General features: G+C 38.2%; 18 protein-coding genes and 1 riboswitch. Of the genes, 16 read left to right on the top strand and 2 right to left on the bottom strand.

Annotated features, from left to right (window positions below; genetic code table 11):
* Positions 1–101 precede the first annotated feature (101 nt).
* The 10 genes from MKY06_RS22305 (at position 102) to MKY06_RS22260 (ending at position 10,425) form a co-directional block, all read left to right on the top strand.
* Positions 102–1,250, top strand: coding sequence for a D-alanyl-D-alanine carboxypeptidase family protein (locus MKY06_RS22305; protein WP_029320329.1), 1,149 nt, complete (start codon positions 102–104; stop codon positions 1,248–1,250).
* Entirely contained in the window at positions 1,243–1,842 is a 600-nt protein-coding gene (locus MKY06_RS22300; RefSeq protein ID WP_013059057.1) for a nucleoside recognition domain-containing protein, read from the top strand. The genes MKY06_RS22305 and MKY06_RS22300 overlap by 8 nt, the downstream gene beginning before the upstream one ends.
* A complete protein-coding gene (locus MKY06_RS22295) occupies positions 1,839–2,372 on the top strand; it encodes a spore maturation protein (protein ID WP_013059056.1) in 534 nt (177 codons plus the stop codon). Before MKY06_RS22300 ends, MKY06_RS22295 begins: the two co-directional genes overlap by 4 nt.
* 86 nt (positions 2,373–2,458) lie before the next feature.
* Positions 2,459–3,184: a pseudouridine synthase gene (locus tag MKY06_RS22290; RefSeq protein WP_013059055.1), complete on the top strand. Its 726-nt coding sequence runs from the start codon at positions 2,459–2,461 to the stop codon at positions 3,182–3,184.
* A gap of 197 nt (positions 3,185–3,381) precedes the next feature.
* Positions 3,382–3,903, top strand: coding sequence for a thiol-disulfide oxidoreductase ResA (gene resA / locus MKY06_RS22285; RefSeq protein WP_013059054.1), 522 nt, complete (start codon positions 3,382–3,384; stop codon positions 3,901–3,903).
* Positions 3,904–3,915: 12 nt separating this feature from the next.
* Positions 3,916–5,538: a cytochrome c biogenesis protein ResB gene (locus MKY06_RS22280; RefSeq protein WP_029320357.1), complete on the top strand. Its 1,623-nt coding sequence runs from the start codon at positions 3,916–3,918 to the stop codon at positions 5,536–5,538.
* Between the two features lie 11 nt (positions 5,539–5,549).
* On the top strand, positions 5,550–6,728 hold the full coding sequence (ccsB, locus tag MKY06_RS22275; RefSeq protein WP_013059052.1) for a c-type cytochrome biogenesis protein CcsB: 1,179 nt from the start codon (positions 5,550–5,552) through the stop codon (positions 6,726–6,728).
* Between the two features lie 349 nt (positions 6,729–7,077).
* The gene (locus MKY06_RS22270) at positions 7,078–7,794 is read left to right on the top strand and encodes a response regulator transcription factor (protein ID WP_013059051.1); all 717 of its coding nucleotides are present in this window, start codon (positions 7,078–7,080) and stop codon (positions 7,792–7,794) included.
* A complete protein-coding gene (locus tag MKY06_RS22265) occupies positions 7,794–9,566 on the top strand; it encodes an ATP-binding protein (RefSeq protein ID WP_028410715.1) in 1,773 nt (590 codons plus the stop codon). Before MKY06_RS22270 ends, MKY06_RS22265 begins: the two co-directional genes overlap by 1 nt.
* Positions 9,567–9,735: 169 nt before the next feature.
* Entirely contained in the window at positions 9,736–10,425 is a 690-nt protein-coding gene (locus tag MKY06_RS22260; RefSeq protein ID WP_098279059.1) for a peptidoglycan DD-metalloendopeptidase family protein, read from the top strand.
* A 31-nt stretch (positions 10,426–10,456) separates the two neighbouring features.
* Here the strand turns inward: MKY06_RS22260 and serA are convergent, their stop codons facing one another.
* Entirely contained in the window at positions 10,457–12,031 is a 1,575-nt protein-coding gene (serA, locus tag MKY06_RS22255) for a phosphoglycerate dehydrogenase (protein ID WP_029320362.1), read from the bottom strand.
* A 298-nt stretch (positions 12,032–12,329) separates the two neighbouring features.
* Positions 12,330–12,472, top strand: a riboswitch (FMN riboswitch).
* A gap of 154 nt (positions 12,473–12,626) precedes the next feature.
* Here serA and MKY06_RS22250 point away from each other — a divergent pair.
* Complete coding sequence (locus MKY06_RS22250) at positions 12,627–13,202, top strand: ECF transporter S component (protein ID WP_013059047.1); 576 nt, start codon at positions 12,627–12,629, stop codon at positions 13,200–13,202.
* Between the two features lie 78 nt (positions 13,203–13,280).
* On the opposite strand, the gene MKY06_RS22245 is transcribed toward MKY06_RS22250, so the two are convergent.
* Complete coding sequence (locus MKY06_RS22245) at positions 13,281–13,529, bottom strand: ferredoxin (RefSeq protein ID WP_013059046.1); 249 nt, start codon at positions 13,527–13,529, stop codon at positions 13,281–13,283.
* 257 nt (positions 13,530–13,786) lie between these two features.
* Between MKY06_RS22245 and MKY06_RS22240 the strand changes: the two genes are divergently transcribed.
* The 5 genes from MKY06_RS22240 (at position 13,787) to MKY06_RS22220 (ending at position 17,955) form a co-directional block, all read left to right on the top strand.
* The gene (locus MKY06_RS22240; RefSeq protein WP_013059045.1) at positions 13,787–14,836 is read left to right on the top strand and encodes a helix-turn-helix domain-containing protein; all 1,050 of its coding nucleotides are present in this window, start codon (positions 13,787–13,789) and stop codon (positions 14,834–14,836) included.
* A gap of 23 nt (positions 14,837–14,859) precedes the next feature.
* On the top strand, positions 14,860–16,377 hold the full coding sequence (locus tag MKY06_RS22235; protein WP_098279061.1) for a RecQ family ATP-dependent DNA helicase: 1,518 nt from the start codon (positions 14,860–14,862) through the stop codon (positions 16,375–16,377).
* Entirely contained in the window at positions 16,377–16,982 is a 606-nt protein-coding gene (locus tag MKY06_RS22230; protein ID WP_098279062.1) for a CPBP family intramembrane glutamic endopeptidase, read from the top strand. Before MKY06_RS22235 ends, MKY06_RS22230 begins: the two co-directional genes overlap by 1 nt.
* A 91-nt stretch (positions 16,983–17,073) precedes the next feature.
* On the top strand, positions 17,074–17,526 hold the full coding sequence (locus tag MKY06_RS22225) for a DUF2663 family protein (protein WP_029320381.1): 453 nt from the start codon (positions 17,074–17,076) through the stop codon (positions 17,524–17,526).
* Positions 17,527–17,580: 54 nt separating this feature from the next.
* Positions 17,581–17,955, top strand: a complete 375-nt coding sequence (locus MKY06_RS22220) for a hypothetical protein (protein ID WP_013059041.1) — start codon at positions 17,581–17,583, stop codon at positions 17,953–17,955.
* The last annotated feature ends 19 nt before the right edge of the window (positions 17,956–17,974 follow it).

Below are 17,974 nucleotides of genomic sequence, written 5' to 3'. Positions count from 1 at the left end.
GAGTTTTTTCTATGTTCTTTTTTGTATGGACAAATCTTTTCATTCATAACCAAAAAAGACGAGCATAAACTTGTACAAACAGGTAGAGGGACGGGGATGACATGAAAAGAAGCAAAAAAAGTATCATCTATCTATTTATTGTATTGCTATGTCTCAGCGGTTGGCCTTCCACATCATCTGCAGCGGGGAGCGTAAGTGCTCATAGTGCTATTTTGATGGAACAGAAATCAGGGAGAGTGTTATATGCTAAAAATGCAGATCAAGTTAGCCGAATTGCTAGCATTACAAAAATTATGACAGCAATACTGGCGATTGAATCTGGCAAAATAAATAAAACAGTTACCGTGAGCCACAGCGCAGTTGGTGTTGAAGGTTCTTCTGTGTATTTAGTTGAAGGTGAAAAAATAAAATTAAAAGATTTAGTATATGGCTTGATGCTTCGTTCAGGTAATGATGCTGCTGTAGCTATCGCAGAAGCCGTTGGAGGAAGCGAAGATGGATTTGTTTATTTGATGAATAAAAAAGCAGAAGAAATTGGCATGACAAATACAACATTTCAAAATCCGCATGGATTAGACGATCATGAAAATCATCGCTCAACCGCGCACGATATGGCTCTGCTCATGCGCTATGCAATGAATAATAAAATTTTCAAAGAGATTTCAGGAACAAAAGTCTATCGAATGAAGCATCCTGAAGAGAAATGGGATCGAGTGTGGAAAAACAAAAATAAACTGCTGACAACACTGTATGCATACTGTACTGGCGGAAAAACAGGGTATACAAAATTAGCAAAACGAACGCTTGTGACAACTGCTACAAAAGATGGAATGGATTTAATTGCTGTAACGATCAATGCCCCAGATGATTGGAACGATCACATTTCCATGTATGAAAATGCATTTGATAAATATGATATGACCAGTTTAGCTGCAAAAGGAGAATTGGCAGATATAAAGGATTCTTTCTATAAAGATCAGTTGTATATTAAACGAAATGTCGTCTATCCTCTCACAAAGAAAGAACAAAGCTCTGTAGAAGTGAAAACAACGTTAATTCAGCCTAAAAAGCAGTGGAAAGAAACAGGGGAAGTTCCAAATGTGGTAGGAAAGCTCGATATTTATAGAAGTGGAGAGACGATTGACAGTGTTCCAATTTATTTCGAAAAGCAGTCCGAGCAGCAAAAAGGTTTTTTTGATAAAGTGAAGCGATTAATGTTTATTCAGTCTGGAGCCAAAACAGATGGTTAATATTATTTGGATGCTGCTGACCATTATCGGAATTGTTTTTGCGATTATAAATGGGAAAATTGGTGATGTAAACAAAGCAATTTTTCAAGGAGCAGGCGAAGCAGTGACCATCAGCATTGGGTTAATCAGCGTGCTGGTCTTTTGGTTAGGGATGATGAATATTGCTCAAAGTGCAGGGCTTCTCGACAAGTTAGCGAAACTGTTTCGACCCATCATTACAAGACTTTTCCCTGATGTTCCAAAAGATCATCCGGCCTTAGGGTACATATTGTCCAATATGATGGCGAATATGTTTGGACTCGGGAATGCGGCAACTCCTCTTGGCATTAAAGCGATGGAGCAGCTTAAAAAGCTAAACGGCGATAGAGACGAAGCAAGCCGTTCTATGATCACACTTTTAGCACTTAACACAACCAGTTTAACACTTATACCAACCACAGTTATTGCAATTCGAATTACGTATAACTCGGCTAATCCTACTGAAATTGTCGGTACCACACTTTTAGCAACTGTTGTAGCTACGATAGGAGCTATCATCATTGATCGCTTCTTTTATTATCGACGTACACGAAAAGGAGGAAAACGAAAATGACTATGCTTAATCAAGTATCATTGATGTTTATTCCTCTTATCGTAGGATGCATTTTACTTTATGGAACCTATAAAAAAATTCCTACGTATGAAAAGTTTGTAGAGGGAGGGAAAGACGGATTACAAATTGCTTTTTCCATCATTCCTTACTTAGTCGGCATGTTAGTGAGCATCTCTATTTTTCGAGCTTCAGGAGCCCTTGATTTTTTCTTGTCTATTTTAAAACCTATGCTGCAAGCAGTCGGCGTTCCGGCTGAAATTGTACCTTTAGCTCTTATCAAACCGATATCTGGAACGGCTGCTCTTGGTATCACGACGGATCTAATTTCTACATACGGACCTGATTCTTTTATCGGTCGTTTGGCATCGACCATGCAGGGAAGTACAGATACCACATTTTATATTTTAACGGTTTATTTCGGAGCGGTTGGCATTAAAAAAATGGGAGATGCGCTGAAGGTTGGCTTACTGGCAGATTTGGTAGGAATTATTGCCTCAGTTGTCATTGTAATCCTTGTGTTTGGCCGGTAAGAAATCGAAAATTCTACCTCTGAGTGGCAAATAGACTTGTGTATTACTTCGTAAACAAGTAAGATGTTACAAGAGGTGAAGTGTTAATGGAACGATTACAAAAAGTGATTGCTCACGCAGGTGTAGCATCAAGACGTAAAGCTGAAGAATTAATCGGCCAAGGCCGAGTGAAAGTAAATGGAAAAGTTGTAAGAGAATTGGGCACGAAAGTAGGTCCTAACGATAAAATTGAAGTAGACGAAGTGCCGGTAGAAAGCGAAGCGCCCGTTTATTTTATGTTATACAAACCAAGAGGCGTAATTTCAGCTGCTAACGACGACAAGGGAAGAAAAACAGTCGTTGACTTCTTTCCACATGTAGAAGAAAGAATTTATCCAATTGGACGTCTAGACTATGATACGTCGGGTTTACTTCTTTTAACAAACGACGGTGAATTTGCTAATCAGCTAATGCACCCTAAATTTGAAGTGGATAAAGTTTATGTGGCTAAAATTAAAGGAATTCCAAGTCGTGAAAAAATCAGACAGCTGCAGCGCGGTGTGATGCTAGAGGACGGAAAAACAGCACCAGCTCGTGCAAAAGTTCTTTCTATTGATAAAAGCAAGCAGACGGCGATTGTGGAATTGACGATTCATGAAGGGAAAAATCGTCAAGTACGTCGCATGTTCGATGCAATTGGGCATTCTGTCTTAAAATTAAAACGTGAACGCTACGGACCTTTAGATTTACGCGGATTAAATGCAGGCGAAGCTCGTGAGCTTACAGCGCATGAAGTCAAACAATTATATTCAATGTCTCAAACAGGTAAGTAATTTTCACTTACCTGTTTTTTTTATGAAAAATGTCGTGAATTAGAAAAACAAGCAAGGTTTTTTGAAAAAATGTCGAACTTGTAGAATGAGAGGAAGACTTCACAGAAACGTCGAAATATTATTGGAAAGCCACTACCACAAAAATGATATAATGATAGAAAAAAGCGTATTGAAAGCGGTTAAAAGGAGTTCGTGCCATGAAAAAAAAGCGCTTGATTATTCGAACAGTTATATTGGCAGTTTTGCTGTGCGCGGTTGGATATACCCTTTATGCTCAATTTTTTGCTGATAAACAAAAGGTATCAGTAGGAGATAAGGCACCTGACTTTATATTAAGAGATGTTAATGGAGAAACTCATCAGCTATCAGATTACAAAGGCAAAGGAGTTTTTTTGAATTTTTGGGGAACATGGTGCAAGCCCTGTAAACAAGAGATGCCGGCTATGGAGAAGCAGTATGCATCATATAAAAAGCAAGGTGTTGAAATTCTAGCTGTTAACGTTGCAGAAACGAATATAGCAGTAGAGCAATTTGCTAAACAATATGAGCTATCTTTTCCGATTTTGATGGATAAAGATTCACAAGTTTTGGGTGCATACGGAATAGATCCTCTGCCGACTACATTTTTAATTGATAAAAACGGAAAGATTGTAGACAGTTTTATTGGGGGATTGGAAGAATCTAAAATAAAAGAATATATGGAAGAAATTAAACCATAGGGAGTGTTGACAATGAAACACGTAAAATGTGAATGTGGACACGTTAACCCGCATGGTACGATTTTGTGTGAAGCCTGTGGTAAGCCGATTGCAGAAGAAACAACTGATAAATTAGTAGATATGCGTTATGAAGGAAGCGCAAGGCGATCGCAAACGTACAATAAAACAGTTATCGATAAAATATGGAACTTTTTCTCTTCTGTAAAAGTAGGTATTTGGATCATTATTGTGACGCTTGTTGCGTCTGCAGTCGGAACCATTTATCCTCAAGAAGCTTACATACCTCCTAATGTGACAGCAGATGAGTATTACCAAAAGGAATATGGATGGACAGGAGAACTTTATTATAAGTTAGGTTTTCATCACCTCTATGAATCGTGGTGGTACTTGCTTTTAATTGCTGCTTTAGGGATGTCGTTAGTCATTTGCAGTTTAGATCGAGTCGTGCCTTTGTACCGAGCTCTAAAAAAGCAGAGTGTAACAAAACATCCAAACTTCTTAAAAAGACAGCGTTTATATAGCACTTCATCATCGTGGACGGATCAAGATTATGAACATGTAAAAAGCATGCTTAAAAAAAGAAGATACTCCATTCGTGAAGAAAACGGCAATCTGCTGGCTGAAAAAGGACGCTTCTCAAGATGGGGTCCATATATTAATCATATCGGTCTCATTATCTTTTTACTAGGTGCTATGCTTAGATTTGTACCAGGTATGTATATAGATGAAGTTCTTTGGATCCGTGAAGGTGAAACAAAAGTTATTCCTGGGACGAACGGAGAGTATTTTTTGAAAAACCATCGTTTTACTGTTGAAACGTATGATAAAGATAGCGAAAGCGCCGTGTTCCAAGAAGCAATTGATCGTGCAGGGAATAATAAAGTAGCCAAAAAATATGAAGCGGATGTTAGTTTGTATAAGCGCGAAGGAAAGCTTATACCGGGAGCAGATCCAAAGTTAAAGAAAATAAAAGATTCAGAGATTCGGGTGAATCAGCCGCTTAAGTTTGAAGGATATGCCATGTACCAAGTGGACTTCAAGTTAAATGAGTTTAGCTCTATGTCTTTCCATTTAACAGATAAAAATGCAAATAGAAACGTTGGTTCACTTACAGTAGATTTACATAATCCAAAAGAAACATATGATTTAAAAAACGGATATAAAGTCAAGCTCATGAGTTACTTTCCAGACTTTTTCTTTGATGATGAAGGAAATCCAAATACAAAGACCAGAGTGCCTAACAATCCGGCTTTTGTATTTAAAATGATTACGCCTCAGCATAAAAAAGGGGAAGTTGCTTTTGTTGGAATTAGAGAGAACTTGGAGCCGCTAGGAAATAACGATTATAAAATGACCTTTGCTGGTGTGGAAACGAAAAATGTAACGGGATTAACCGTTCGCAGAGACTATACGCTTTGGTTTTTAGGAATTGGCGGAGCAATCTTTATGATTGGTGTGATTCAAGGGATGTATTGGAATCATCGCCGCATGTGGATTCAAAAAGTCAATAATGAGATATGGTTGGCCGCACATACAAATAAAAACTGGTATGGGCTTAAAAAAGAACTAAATGGTTTATTAGAATCAACATCCCTTACACAGCTGAAGGACCAAAATGATAAAGAAACAAAATAGGAGGAAAAAGCATGGATTACGCGAGTATAAGTAGTAATTTACTGTATGTGGCGTTTATTGCTTATTTAGTTGCAACCTTTTTTTTCGGAGGAGCTATTCGAGATAAGCGAGCAGCTCAAAAGAAAACAAAGTGGGCAACGTTTGGAATTGCGGTTACCATCATCGGCTTTATTGCACAGATTGGCTACTTTATTACAAGGTGGATTGCATCAGGCCACGCTCCTGTTAGTAATTTATTTGAATTTACGACGTTTTTTGGCATGATGCTTGTTGGCGCATTTATTGTTATTTACTTTATTTATCGTCTTAGCATGCTTGGACTGTTTGCATTGCCGGTGGCTCTTTTGATCATTGCTTATGCAAGCATGTTTCCAACTGAAATTACGCCGCTGATACCGGCTCTCCAAACGAATTGGCTGCATATTCACGTTACAACTGCTGCTACGGGTGAAGCCGTGCTTTCCATTAGCTTTGTTGCAGGATTGATTTATTTAATCAAAACGATTGACCAATCCAAGCGAAATAAAAAAGCATTTTGGCTGGAATTCATCCTGTATACGCTTATTAGTACGCTTGGGTTTGTAGCGGTGACGCTGACTTTTAATGCGGCTCACTACGAGTCATCATTTAATTGGGTTAATAAAAGTGGAGAACAAGAGCAAGTCGTATATCATATGGTTCCGCTAGTGGGACCGCATCAAAGTGAGTGGACAGACGGGAACGATATACAGCCGCTTATTGATATGCCCGCTATTATCAATGCTAAAAAATTAAATACGGTTATTTGGTCGTTAGCCGGTGGCTTTGTCTTATATTGGCTGATTCGTCTTATTTTACGGAAGCGAATTGGAGCCGCGCTGCAGCCGCTTGTGAAGCAGGTAAACAGCGACTTGCTTGATGAAGTAAGCTACAGAGCAGTGGCGATTGGATTTCCTATTTTTACACTAGGAGCACTTATTTTCGCTATGATTTGGGCTCAGATGGCCTGGACGCGCTTTTGGGGGTGGGACCCTAAAGAGGTGTGGGCGCTGATCACCTTTTTATTTTACGCCGCTTTTCTTCATCTTCGGCTGTCTAAAGGGTGGCACGGTGAAAAATCAGCTTGGCTGGCAGTTGGCGGGTTTGCCATCATTATGTTCAACTTAGTTGCTGTGAACCTAATTATTGCAGGTTTACATTCATATGCGTAACCTTTAAAAATAGAATAGAGGCTGAAACAAAGATATTTTAGTTGAAGGAAGATCCGAACGAATGAGATTCTTGATGGAGAATCTCATTCGTTCGGATTTTTTCATTGAGATGGTGAACGTAGGGTTCATGTATGTAGGTGCTTATAGCCGTGCAACAAGCGATCCCTACTAGCTTCTTTATTTTATTTATTCAGCTGTAGATTGCATGGATTTCGTTGCGTCTCAGCTTCTTTTGGGTAAAAAAAGCTGTTTTTTGTAAAGGTGTTCACGAATTGTCACATTGTTTGGGTATCATAAGTAGAACTCGCCGGTTTTTTTTTGTACACTAAGACTAGGAGGTTGAAAATACATGCAAAACGAACAAAGATTACTGCTAGTAGACGATGAAGATCGCATTAGACGATTGTTAAAAATGTACTTAGAAAAAGAAGGATACATCATTGAAGAAGCAGCGGATGGGCATGAAGCAATCGAAAAAGCGTTACACATAGATTATGATTTGATTGTATTAGATTTAATGATGCCCGGCATAGACGGTATTGAGGTTTGTAAACAAATTCGGGAGAAAAAAGCAACTCCTATTATCATGCTTACAGCTAAAGGGGAAGAAGTAAACAGAGTCCAAGGGTTTGAAGTAGGTACAGATGATTATATCGTTAAGCCGTTTAGCCCAAGAGAAGTGGTTCTTCGCGTAAAAGCACTGCTTCGACGTTCTTCTCAAGCAACGTTTATTCAACCAGAAACGAGCGTGAAAAATCTTATTGTCTTTGATCACTTAACGATTGATAATGATGCACATCGCGTTACAGCAGACGGAAAAGAAGTTAACTTAACTCCAAAAGAATATGAATTATTATGCTATCTCGCAAAAACGCCAGATAAAGTATATGACAGAGAGCAGCTGCTGCGTGAAGTATGGCATTATGATTTCTTTGGAGATCTTCGTACGGTAGATACGCACGTCAAGCGTTTGCGTGAAAAGTTAAATCGTGTATCGTCACAAGCGGCGAAAATGATTGTAACCGTTTGGGGAGTAGGGTATAAATTTGAGGTTGAAAATAACTGATGTTTTGGAGAAGTGTAGTTGGTAAACTATGGTTTACTATCCTATTGCTCGTCACGCTTGTTTTATTTATTTTGACCATTTTACTACTTCAGTTTTTTGAAAATTATCATGTTGTAGATGCAGAAAACCGTTTAACTAAAACGGCTGCTAAAATCTCTACCATTGTGCAGGAAACGGACGATGAAAAACTAGGACTATCGATTGCTCGTGAACTTGCAGACCAAGCAAGTGTAGTTATTGTTCAAGACAAAGATTTTTATTGGCATTCCACACATCCTGATAAAGAAAATAAGAAAGCTATTTCGGCCATTGTTAAACAAAACGATCAGCTAAATCAAGTGGTTGAAAAAGGTAAAGTAATACGGGAAAAAATGTACATGACTACAAAGAAAGACACGAGTGATGAGCCTTTAATGTTTGTTGTCGGTGTACCTTTAATGAAAGATAACAAACCAACAGGCGGCGTTTATTTGTATCAATCTCTTTCTGAAATTGAAGAACCCGCTCAATATACGACTAAGTTCATTTTATTGGCTGCAGGTATTGCTATTATTTTAACTACTATCTTTGCTTTTTTCTTATCCACTCGAATTACAGCGCCTCTTAGAAAAATGAGGCAGGCGGCATTTGAAGTAACAAAAGGCAACTTTGATACAAAAGTACCTATTTTAACTCACGATGAAATTGGAGAGTTAGCGATTGCTTTTAATCAAATGGGCAGGCAGTTAAAGTTTAACCTCAATGCGCTCAATCAGGAAAAAGAGCAGCTTTCAAGTATTTTAAGCAGTATGGCAGACGGTGTTATTACGTTTAGTAGAGACGGATCGATTTTAATTACCAATCCTCCAGCGGAGCATTTTCTTCAGACTTGGTATTACGAGCAGGATGTCAACAATCAGCAGGTCCCTGAGCTTCCAGCAAACGTCGTCCATTTGTTTCAAACGGTAGTAGAGACTGAAACGGAGCGAAGTGCAGAATTGAAAATTCAAGGGAAAACGTGGGTCATTTTAATGTCACCGCTCTATAATCAAACGAAAATTCGCGGTGCTGTAGCTGTACTACGTGATATGTCTGAAGAGCGTAAACTTGATAAATCGAGAAAAGATTTTATTGCAAACGTGTCTCATGAATTGCGTACACCTATTTCTATGCTTCAAGGTTATAGTGAAGCTATTATTGACGATATTGCAAGTACGGATGAAGAAAAGAAAGAAATTGCACAGGTGATTTATGATGAATCACTCCGTATGGGCCGGCTTGTAAATGAACTTTTAGATTTGGCGCGAATGGAAGCGGGACATGTGCAGCTTCACTTAGAATCTGTAGCAATGGTTGAATTTACAGAACGTGTTTTGCGTAAGTTTCAAGGGTTAGCTAAAGAAAAACATATTAAACTGTCTCTTAATGGAAAAATAGAAGATGAATTTGAAGCGATGATTGATTCAGACCGTATGGAACAAGTGCTGACAAACTTAATTGATAATGCGATTCGTCATACGGATGACTACGGAGAAGTAAAGCTGCATCTTGATAAAAGTCAATCCGAAATCCATCTTTCTGTTCAAGATACAGGAGCAGGCATTCCGAAAGAAGATCTTCCATTTGTATTTGAACGATTTTATAAAGCGGATAAAGCCAGAACAAGAGGGAAGTCAGGAACTGGTCTTGGGCTTGCAATCGCCAAAAATATTGTGGAGGCACATCAAGGGATCATTGCGGTTGAAAGTGAATTAAATGAAGGAACAACTTTCTTTATTAAACTGCCAAAGTAAGCACATGCTAAATAACAGTTTGTTCGGCTGAAATAATAAGAATAGCAAAGAGATGTGATTCAGTGGAAAATCACATCTCTTTATTTTTTCTATAAACAAGTCTAAAAGAGAAGGAATTGGCATATAGTATGTTTTGTGTGCAATGATCTACATAGGAGGTTCTTTCTTCATGATTGACGTGTTAAGAAGAATATTGGTTGTATTAGTAATGGGATTGTGTATAGGTCTTTTATTTTTGGGCGGGCAAATAGTAAAAGCAGAAGAGAAGCAGTGGGAGTGGCCGGTTGAAGGAGTCTTAACTGATATATTTGGTTCTCGTCACGCCAAACACTTTGGAATTGATATAGCAGCACCTGTTGGTACACAGGTGTATGCTGTTGCAAAAGGAGTGGTGAGCCGCTCTTACTATTCAAATACATACGGACAGGTTGTTTTTATCAAACAAACAAATGGATACGAAACGGTCTATGCTCATCTAGAGGAACGTTTTGTTGCAGAAGGAAATCGTGTAGCCGCAGGTCAAAACATTGGACGAGTTGGCAATACAGGGCGATCTTCAGGTGCACATTTGCATTTTGAAGTTCATCAAGAAAGTTGGAATCCGGATAAAACCAATGCAGTAAACCCACTTGCCAAATTGGACAAGCAAAAACTATCGGCATACGTAAAAAGCGATTTAGCTGCCACGGTTTTTCAGCAGTTACATCAGACTTCTGATAACTGTATTCTTATCCATCAAGGAGATACATTATCTGAGCTCGCAGTCAAATATGAAGTAGATATTGATCAGCTAAGAAAGTGGAATCATTTAGAAAATACGATGTTAAATGCAGGACAAGTGTTAAAGATAAGTCCATAAAAAAAGAGCCGCTAAGGCTCTTTTTTTAATGTCACAATTCAATACGCTGTATGGTCACAATTTCGCTTGTTTGTTTTAACGAGGAAATGACAGAATCATCTAAAAGTTTATCAAACGTAAGCATCATAATGGCTTCTCCGCCTTTTTGCTTACGGCCCACTTGCATGGTAGCAATGTTAATACGTAAATCTCCAAGTACTTTCCCTACATTTCCAATAACTCCGGGCTGATCACTGTGACGGATATAAAGAAGATGTCCTTCCGGATAAAAATCAATATCAAACGAATCAATATTAATAATTCGAGGTCCATAGCCTGCTATATAGGTGCCCGTAATGGTAAATATACGCTGTTCCCCTGTTACGGTAACGTCAATCATATTGGAATATCCTTGCGTATCTTCCGATGTTTTTTCACCAAATGTAATTCCTCGTTCTTTGGCAATCATAGAAGCATTGACTTCGTTAACAGGTGAGTCGATCCGATGAGTTAAAAAGCCTGATAGCAAGCTCCGTGTAATATAAGTGGTTTCCAAATCCGTCACTGTACCTCCGTAGGAGATAGAGATATGCTGAACAGGTTCTCGCATGCATTGAGATAAAATGGCTCCCATTTGTTTAGTAAGGCTCGTAAACGGCTGAATTTTTTCAAAAACTTCTTTAGAAAGCGTTGGCAAATTAATGGATGAGCTTACAGGATTACCTTCTAGAAAACGCAGAACGTCATGTGCCACGTCCTCAGCAACGTTAAGCTGGGCTTCTTTTGTAGAAGCTCCTAAATGGGGAGTTGTAATAACTTGATCAAAATGTAACAAAGGGTTATCAATCGGCGGCTCAACTTCAAATACGTCAATAGCTGCACCTTGAACATGGCCAATTTCTAAATAATGAACTAAGGCTTTTTCATCAATGATTCCGCCGCGCGCGCAGTTTAATAAAAACACACCCTTCTTTGTTTTGGCTAATGTGTCATGATTGAGCAATCCCTTTGTTTCTTTCGTAAGCGGAGTGTGCACGGTAATTACATCCGCTGCTGCTAGTAATTCATCCAGGGATAATAGTTCTACTCCTAGCTTTTCAGCTCGGGAAGAGGTTAAAAAAGGATCGTAAACGTGAACGCTCATATTGAAGGCTTTTGCGCGTTTGGCAAGTTCTGAGCCAATTCGTCCAAATCCGATAATGCCCAGGTGTTTGCGATTAAGCTCTGTTCCAACAAATGCTGAGCGGTTCCATTCGCGCGCTTTAACTGAAGCATTTCCTTGGGGGATATGACGAAACAAGCTAGCCATCATAGCAAATGTATGTTCCGCCGTTGAAATGGTATTTCCGTTCGGCGCGTTAATAACGACAACCCCTCGTTTGGTTGAGGCTTCAATATCAATATTATCGACTCCTACTCCAGCGCGAGCAACAATTTTTAAATTCGGCATTTTTGTCAGCAAATCCTCTGTAACCGTCGTAGCACTCCGTACTAAAAGCGCATCGTACGTATGCAAATCATTCTCAACTTCTTCAACTTTTTTTCGCGTAAGATTCACATGAGGAGCTTCAAGTAGTGGAGCAAGACCTTCATTGCTAATTGAATCAGCTACTAACACATTATACATGACGTGAACATCTCCCTTGGATTTTACTATCATCAAATATTTGATAATTTACCATGTTTAAAAAATTCTGTCAATTGTATTTTTCAAACTTTACGATTAGTTATCAAATACACAATTATAAACGTAAATTGGAACTATAAATATGTCATAACGCTGTTGGTTATGCACTTATTTCCTTATTTTACATATAAAAGCAGTAATGAAGTTTATAAAAGACATCAATTTAATATGAATTAAAAAACTTCTTTATTTACTTTTAATTCGAGATAACATATAATAAATTCATAATTAAATATTGGTCTATCTTCGGGGCAGGGTGAAATTCCCGACCGGCGGTAAAAAACAAATTGTTTTGAGCCCGCGAGCTTATATGTAATACATACGAGCAGATTTGGTGAAACTCCAAAGCCGACAGTACAGTCTGGATGGGAGAAGGTGGAGGTTCAGCGTTCAAAACCTAATGTGATGAACGTTTATTAAATATGCCTGCCATGTCTCCTCTCAACGAATCATTTGTTGGGAGGTTTTTGCGTGGGGATATAAAGTTGAACCTTTCTTCTTTGAAGAGTGGATCACAAAGAAGGAGAGAGGCAAGATGCAACAAAGTAAGAAAACTCAAAAGCTGGTTGTACTAGGAATGTTAAGTAGTATTGCTTATATTTTAATGATGATTAACTTTCCAATTCCTGGATTACCTCCGTTTTTAACAATTGATTTTAGCGAAATTCCTGCACTCGTAGCAGCACTTGTATTCGGACCGATGGCTGCTGTTATAGTAGAAGGAATAAAAAATTTATTGAATTATTTAATTCAAGGAAGTGCTACAGGGGTTCCAGTTGGTCAAGTGGCGAACTTTGTGGCTGGTTTACTGTTCGTTCTTCCTGTATCATACATGTTCAACCGATTTAAAACGGCTAAAGGCGTAACGATAGGTTTGGTTACGGGTACGGTGGTAATGACGGTACTCATGGCTGTCTTAAATTATTATGTCTTCTTACCAGCGTATACAATCTTCTTACAATCGCCAGAAATGTCTAGTGAACAAGCACGTCAATATATCGTTGCAGGTATTTTGCCGTTTAACTTAATAAAAGGAGCAGCAACAGGGGTTATCTTTGTCTTATTGTTTTCAAAAATGAAGCAATGGATCACGCGTCGCATTGCTGTTTAATTCAATCGCTCTCCCGGGGAGAGCGATTTTTATATATAAAAAAACCTGCAGCATGTACACTACAGGTTTGCTCAATACTTATTCGAATTTATTAGCATCGCCTTCGAATTTTTCATCCGCTACGCGAATTGAATCCGTAGGGCAGCCTTCCATTGCATCCATCATATCATCTTCTAGATCTTCTGGAATTTCTACTACACCTTGGTTATCATCTAATGTTACGAATGCAATACCTTCATCATCATAATCATAAATGTCTGGTGCTGCTGCTCCGCAAGCGCCGCATGCGATGCAAGTATCTTTATCAACAATTGTATATTTTGGCATAACAAGACCTCCTGTAAAGTGTTCGAAAATTTCTCATTATATAATCTCTTCGCGAATCAAGAGTGAAATTTCTCCTTATTCATTGTAAAATGATTTATAAAACTTTTCAATAGAAAAGTCACTGAGAATGCTTATCAAATCAAGGTTTCTTCACTTACCCAAACGTTTTGATACATAAAGGAAAGAGCTAAAAAGCCTTTATCTCACATGCTATTGGTCACTTTTGGTACAATGAATGAGAAAGGAAGTTGACACCTTTGAATTATATTCAAGTTAGCATTTTATTTTGTATAAAACAGTTAAAAGGTGAGCGAACCGCCTATGGTATTTATCATTTATTAACAGGTAAAAAGTCAGCTCAAACGATTCAAGACGGAAAAATTTTTGGAATTTCGTTTCTGTTTCAGTCATTTGTTTACTTAGATAAACGGTCTTTTGAAACCTGCGTTGCATATTTAAAAGAACAGCAGTATATTGAAGAAACTGAAAATCAAAAGTATGTGATGACAGATAAGGGACAAGCACGCCTTGAAGATGAACTGACGGCTCGACCCTTTCATCCAGCTTTAGACGGATGGAAATTCGCAAGCAGTACTCAATTATTTTTAGCAAGAATCACTTTGTTCATTCAGACCTTATCAAACCTACAGTATTTTCAAAAAGGGTTTTTACCCATTTCCAAAAATCCTGAGGTTATTCAATGGGTCAAAACATATATTATGTCTCAAAAGCAAACGCGTCAAGAGTTAGCGGCCGAGCTATTCGAAGAGCTCCGAACGTGCTTGAAAGGTTGTACGGAACGGGACGCGTCTCTTTTTGTTTTGCAACTGACTGGATACCAAAGAGTAGGCTTTACAAAAAATCAGTTAGCATATCAATATGAACTCGATGAGCATTATGTTCATATTCAACTTTTAGGGGTTATTCACCATATCATTGAAAAAGTGAGTAAAAATAATGAAAGCTTTCATGTACTTTCTTCTTTTTTACGTGATCTATATTTAGAATTGCCTTTGACAAGCTCGACGTTAAAAACGTATAGCTGGCTTCAAAAAGGCAAGACGCTTGAAGAAATTGCTTATATAAGGCGTTTAAAAGAAAGTACAATTGAAGATCATATTGCAGAATTAGCTCTGTTTGTTCCATCTTTTTCAATCGATGCATACGTATCGCCTAAGCAGCAGGAAGAAATTGTCTCAGCTTTTGAAGGTTTGCGTACAAATAAATTAAAGGTGATAAAGGAAGAAGTAAAAGACGACGTTACCTATTTTCAGATTCGTCTCGTATTAGCAAAACATTTTACCTGATACTAAAAAAAGTGGTGTTTGATGTGAAGATAGAACAACTTCTACAGAAACAATTTGGCTATAGCCAATTTCGACTAGGACAAAAAGAGATTATTCAAGATATTTTAACGGGTCATAATGTGTTAGCGGTTCTTCCTACAGGAACAGGAAAATCATTGTGCTATCAGCTCCCAGCTTATTTGTTGAACCGACCGGTGCTGATTGTATCTCCTTTAATTTCACTGATGGAAGATCAAGTTCAACAACTAAAGGCAAGCGGAGAAAAGCGAGTTATTGCCTTAAATAGTTTCCTACAACAAGAAGAAAAACAACGAGCGCTAAAAAATTTAGCTTTTTATCGTTTTATTTATGCATCTCCTGAAATTTTGCAAAATGCTGTTGTAGTAGAAGCATTAAAGCAGGCAAAGGTAGGCCTTTTCGTTGTGGACGAGGCGCACTGTATTTCTCAGTGGGGACATGATTTTCGTTTAGATTATCTACAGCTAGGAGATATATGGAAGGAACTTGGCAGTCCGCTATGTCTGGCATTAACGGGAACTGCGACTAGGGAAGTAGTGGAAGATATTAAGCGCTACTTATCGCTTCCTGCTGTCAACGAGCACATCTATTCCATGAATCGAAGTAATATTGCGATGAAAGTTGATTTTGTTGCAAGTATTGAAGAAAAAAAAGAGAAGTTACTGATGTACGTTAGTGAACTGCAAGGTCCGGGAATTATCTATTGTTCCAGCCGATCTTGGACAGAAGCATTAACACAGCTTCTAAAGGAAAATGGGATACAGCGAGTGCAGTATTACCATGGGGGAATGGAACCGAATGAAAGAATGCTTGTTCAACAGCAATTTTTAGAAAATCAGCTTGATATCATTTGCTGCACAAGTGCATTTGGAATGGGGGTTAACAAATCGAATGTTCGCTTTGTTATTCATTTTCATACACCTACGCAGCTAGAAGCATATGTACAGGAAATTGGAAGAAGTGGACGCGATCAGCGAAACAGTATTGCGATCTTGCTTTATGCTGAAGGAGACGATGATTTTGCTCATTCTTTACTTGAAATTGAGCTTCCTTCTTCAGATACCATCTTATACTGCTTGTCGTATTTACGAAACCATGATCAGGCCATTCCTTTAAAACAAGTAGAGTCTCACTTTCTTTATACAGTGGGTGTTCAAGAAACACATTGGCGATTTATTCGTTATTATTTGTACAGAGAAAATGCAGTGGAAAATGAACATGTTGAACCCTGGAAAATTCCTGAATCGCTGCATGAAACGATTGTTACAGCTGTAAATAAACGTCTTCGAAACAAACATGACAAGTATCGTGCGATGAAGGGGTTTATTGAGACAAAAGAATGCCGTCGTCACGTGCTGCTTGGCTATTTCGATGAAACGGGAAAATCAGAGCTTGAGAATTGTTGCGATTGCTGCGGCTTGGATTTAGAAAACTATAAAAAAACAAATGGTGAGCAGGAGCAATGGACATTTCAAGGCTGGGAATTAGAATTAGCTCGTTTGCTTCGTCAAGGAGAGATATAATGGCAAAATCACAGCAAGAGCTTATTTCATCCATGACAGATGCAGAGCTAGTTAAAAATTTATATGTAACACAGCTGCTCATCTGCTTCATTGCTTTAGGCATCGGTTTTTTTACATTCGATTCGTGGAATTTCTTTTTGCAGTTTTTTCAGCTGGATTGGTCTTCTATTTTATTGTACGGGGGAGGGACAGCTCTCTTGGTAGTAGGAGGAGATATACTTCTAATGAAATGCGTACCTGAGCATTTATACGATGACGGAGGGATCAATGAACGTTTATTTGCTAATCGTTCTGTTCCTCATCTGGTTCTTATTTGCCTAATCGTTGCATGTTCAGAAGAAATACTATTTCGAGGGGTTATACAAGTTCAGTTTGGCCTTTTTTGGGCGAGTATCGTATTTGCACTCGTTCACATTCGATATTTAAAAAAGTGGTTTCTTTTTATTTCGGTTGTGTTTTTAAGCTTTTTAATAGGGTTACTTTTTTGGTGGACTGAAAATTTGTATGTCACGATTTTTACTCATTTTCTCATTGATTTTTTATTAGGCCTGCAGATACGAAAATCAAAAGGGGAATCTGCACAGCCAGAAGAACTAATGCAGTAAAGGTTAAGGAAACAGCCATTATTTTCAGTGCTACCCACATAATCTTTTATGTTCCCTCATATGTTGTACTAGCATACGAGGGGGTGGAATGATGGAAAACAAAGTGATAGACTTTGAAAGCGATGAAACACTTCAATATATATTAGCGAGCGTTATTAAAAGAAAAGAGACAGTCAATAAGCTGAAAGCTAAAGAGAAAAAATGGAAGCTTTTGTTTTTAGCCAGTGTAACGGCTGTTATTAGCTACTTTTTTTTCATATTTCAAAGCGGTTTTTTTACGACGTTTAGCGAATTTTTTTCATTTTTGTTAGGCAACATGGGGCATTTGATGTTTCTATTGCTTACCGTCTCACTTTACTTTTATACTGTACAGCTGCGGAAAAAAAGCGAGAAAGCAGAAAAGACTTTTCAAGATTTGCGCTGTGAGATTATTAAAAGAAGCAAAGAGTTATGGGCGACGCCTGAAACATGGGAGCACCGAAAAGAAACGTTCCGCTGGATGCAGTCAACCTATGGAATTAATTTATATCATGAAAACAAATAGAATCGCATGAAAAAGCCTCTTTTTACATAGAAGTTTAGTGAAGGGGGTTTTTTTGTGAGGGATTGGTTTAACTTGCTGGCTGCGTGGTTATGCAGTTATTATATCAGCAGTTTAACGGCTGTAGGCTCAAAAGCTTCGTTAACCTATTTACTTATTCAAATGATTTTACATCCGTTAGATGTGTTTAGTGTTATAATCTTGTTTTTCACGGCTCTTTTTTGTCTGTCGGCGGCAGTTCGTAAAGTGTTTCTGCAAAGTCGGTTGCTTCTAAAAGGCTATAAGGTAAAATGGCATGAATACCTTGTTTCATGTCTATGTGTGATAGGAATTTTATCGTTAAGTGCAATTGCGCTTTATCAAGTAGTAGGTTTGTTAACAATTGCGATAATTTATGCCCTTTCTTCTTTAACAGAAACACACCGGGTATAAAATGAAAAGAAGGAGAATA

Origin of the sequence: Priestia sp. FSL P4-0332, assembly GCF_038005845.1 — a bacterium.
GTDB lineage: Bacteria > Bacillota > Bacilli > Bacillales > Bacillaceae_H > Priestia.
The sequence above is the reverse complement of the archived record's forward strand: the minus strand, read 5'-3'. Positions and strand labels throughout refer to the sequence as shown.

Bases quoted from the DNA above. Each gene is read 5' to 3' on its own strand.
- MKY06_RS22305 (WP_029320329.1), top strand. From the start codon at position 102: ATGAAAAGAAGCAAAAAAAGTATCATCTATCTATTTATTGTATTGCTA.
- ccsB (WP_013059052.1), top strand. From the start codon at position 5,550: ATGGATTACGCGAGTATAAGTAGTAATTTACTGTATGTGGCGTTTATT.
- MKY06_RS22245 (WP_013059046.1), bottom strand. From the start codon at position 13,529: ATGCCAAAATATACAATTGTTGATAAAGATACTTGCATCGCATGCGGC.
- MKY06_RS22265 (WP_028410715.1), top strand. From the start codon at position 7,794: ATGTTTTGGAGAAGTGTAGTTGGTAAACTATGGTTTACTATCCTATTG.
- MKY06_RS22290 (WP_013059055.1), top strand. From the start codon at position 2,459: ATGGAACGATTACAAAAAGTGATTGCTCACGCAGGTGTAGCATCAAGA.
- MKY06_RS22295 (WP_013059056.1), top strand. From the start codon at position 1,839: ATGACTATGCTTAATCAAGTATCATTGATGTTTATTCCTCTTATCGTA.
- MKY06_RS22225 (WP_029320381.1), top strand. From the start codon at position 17,074: ATGGAAAACAAAGTGATAGACTTTGAAAGCGATGAAACACTTCAATAT.
- MKY06_RS22260 (WP_098279059.1), top strand. From the start codon at position 9,736: ATGATTGACGTGTTAAGAAGAATATTGGTTGTATTAGTAATGGGATTG.
- serA (WP_029320362.1), bottom strand. From the start codon at position 12,031: ATGTATAATGTGTTAGTAGCTGATTCAATTAGCAATGAAGGTCTTGCT.
- MKY06_RS22230 (WP_098279062.1), top strand. From the start codon at position 16,377: ATGGCAAAATCACAGCAAGAGCTTATTTCATCCATGACAGATGCAGAG.
- MKY06_RS22300 (WP_013059057.1), top strand. From the start codon at position 1,243: ATGGTTAATATTATTTGGATGCTGCTGACCATTATCGGAATTGTTTTT.
- MKY06_RS22250 (WP_013059047.1), top strand. From the start codon at position 12,627: ATGCAACAAAGTAAGAAAACTCAAAAGCTGGTTGTACTAGGAATGTTA.
- resA (WP_013059054.1), top strand. From the start codon at position 3,382: ATGAAAAAAAAGCGCTTGATTATTCGAACAGTTATATTGGCAGTTTTG.
- MKY06_RS22270 (WP_013059051.1), top strand. From the start codon at position 7,078: ATGCAAAACGAACAAAGATTACTGCTAGTAGACGATGAAGATCGCATT.
- MKY06_RS22280 (WP_029320357.1), top strand. From the start codon at position 3,916: ATGAAACACGTAAAATGTGAATGTGGACACGTTAACCCGCATGGTACG.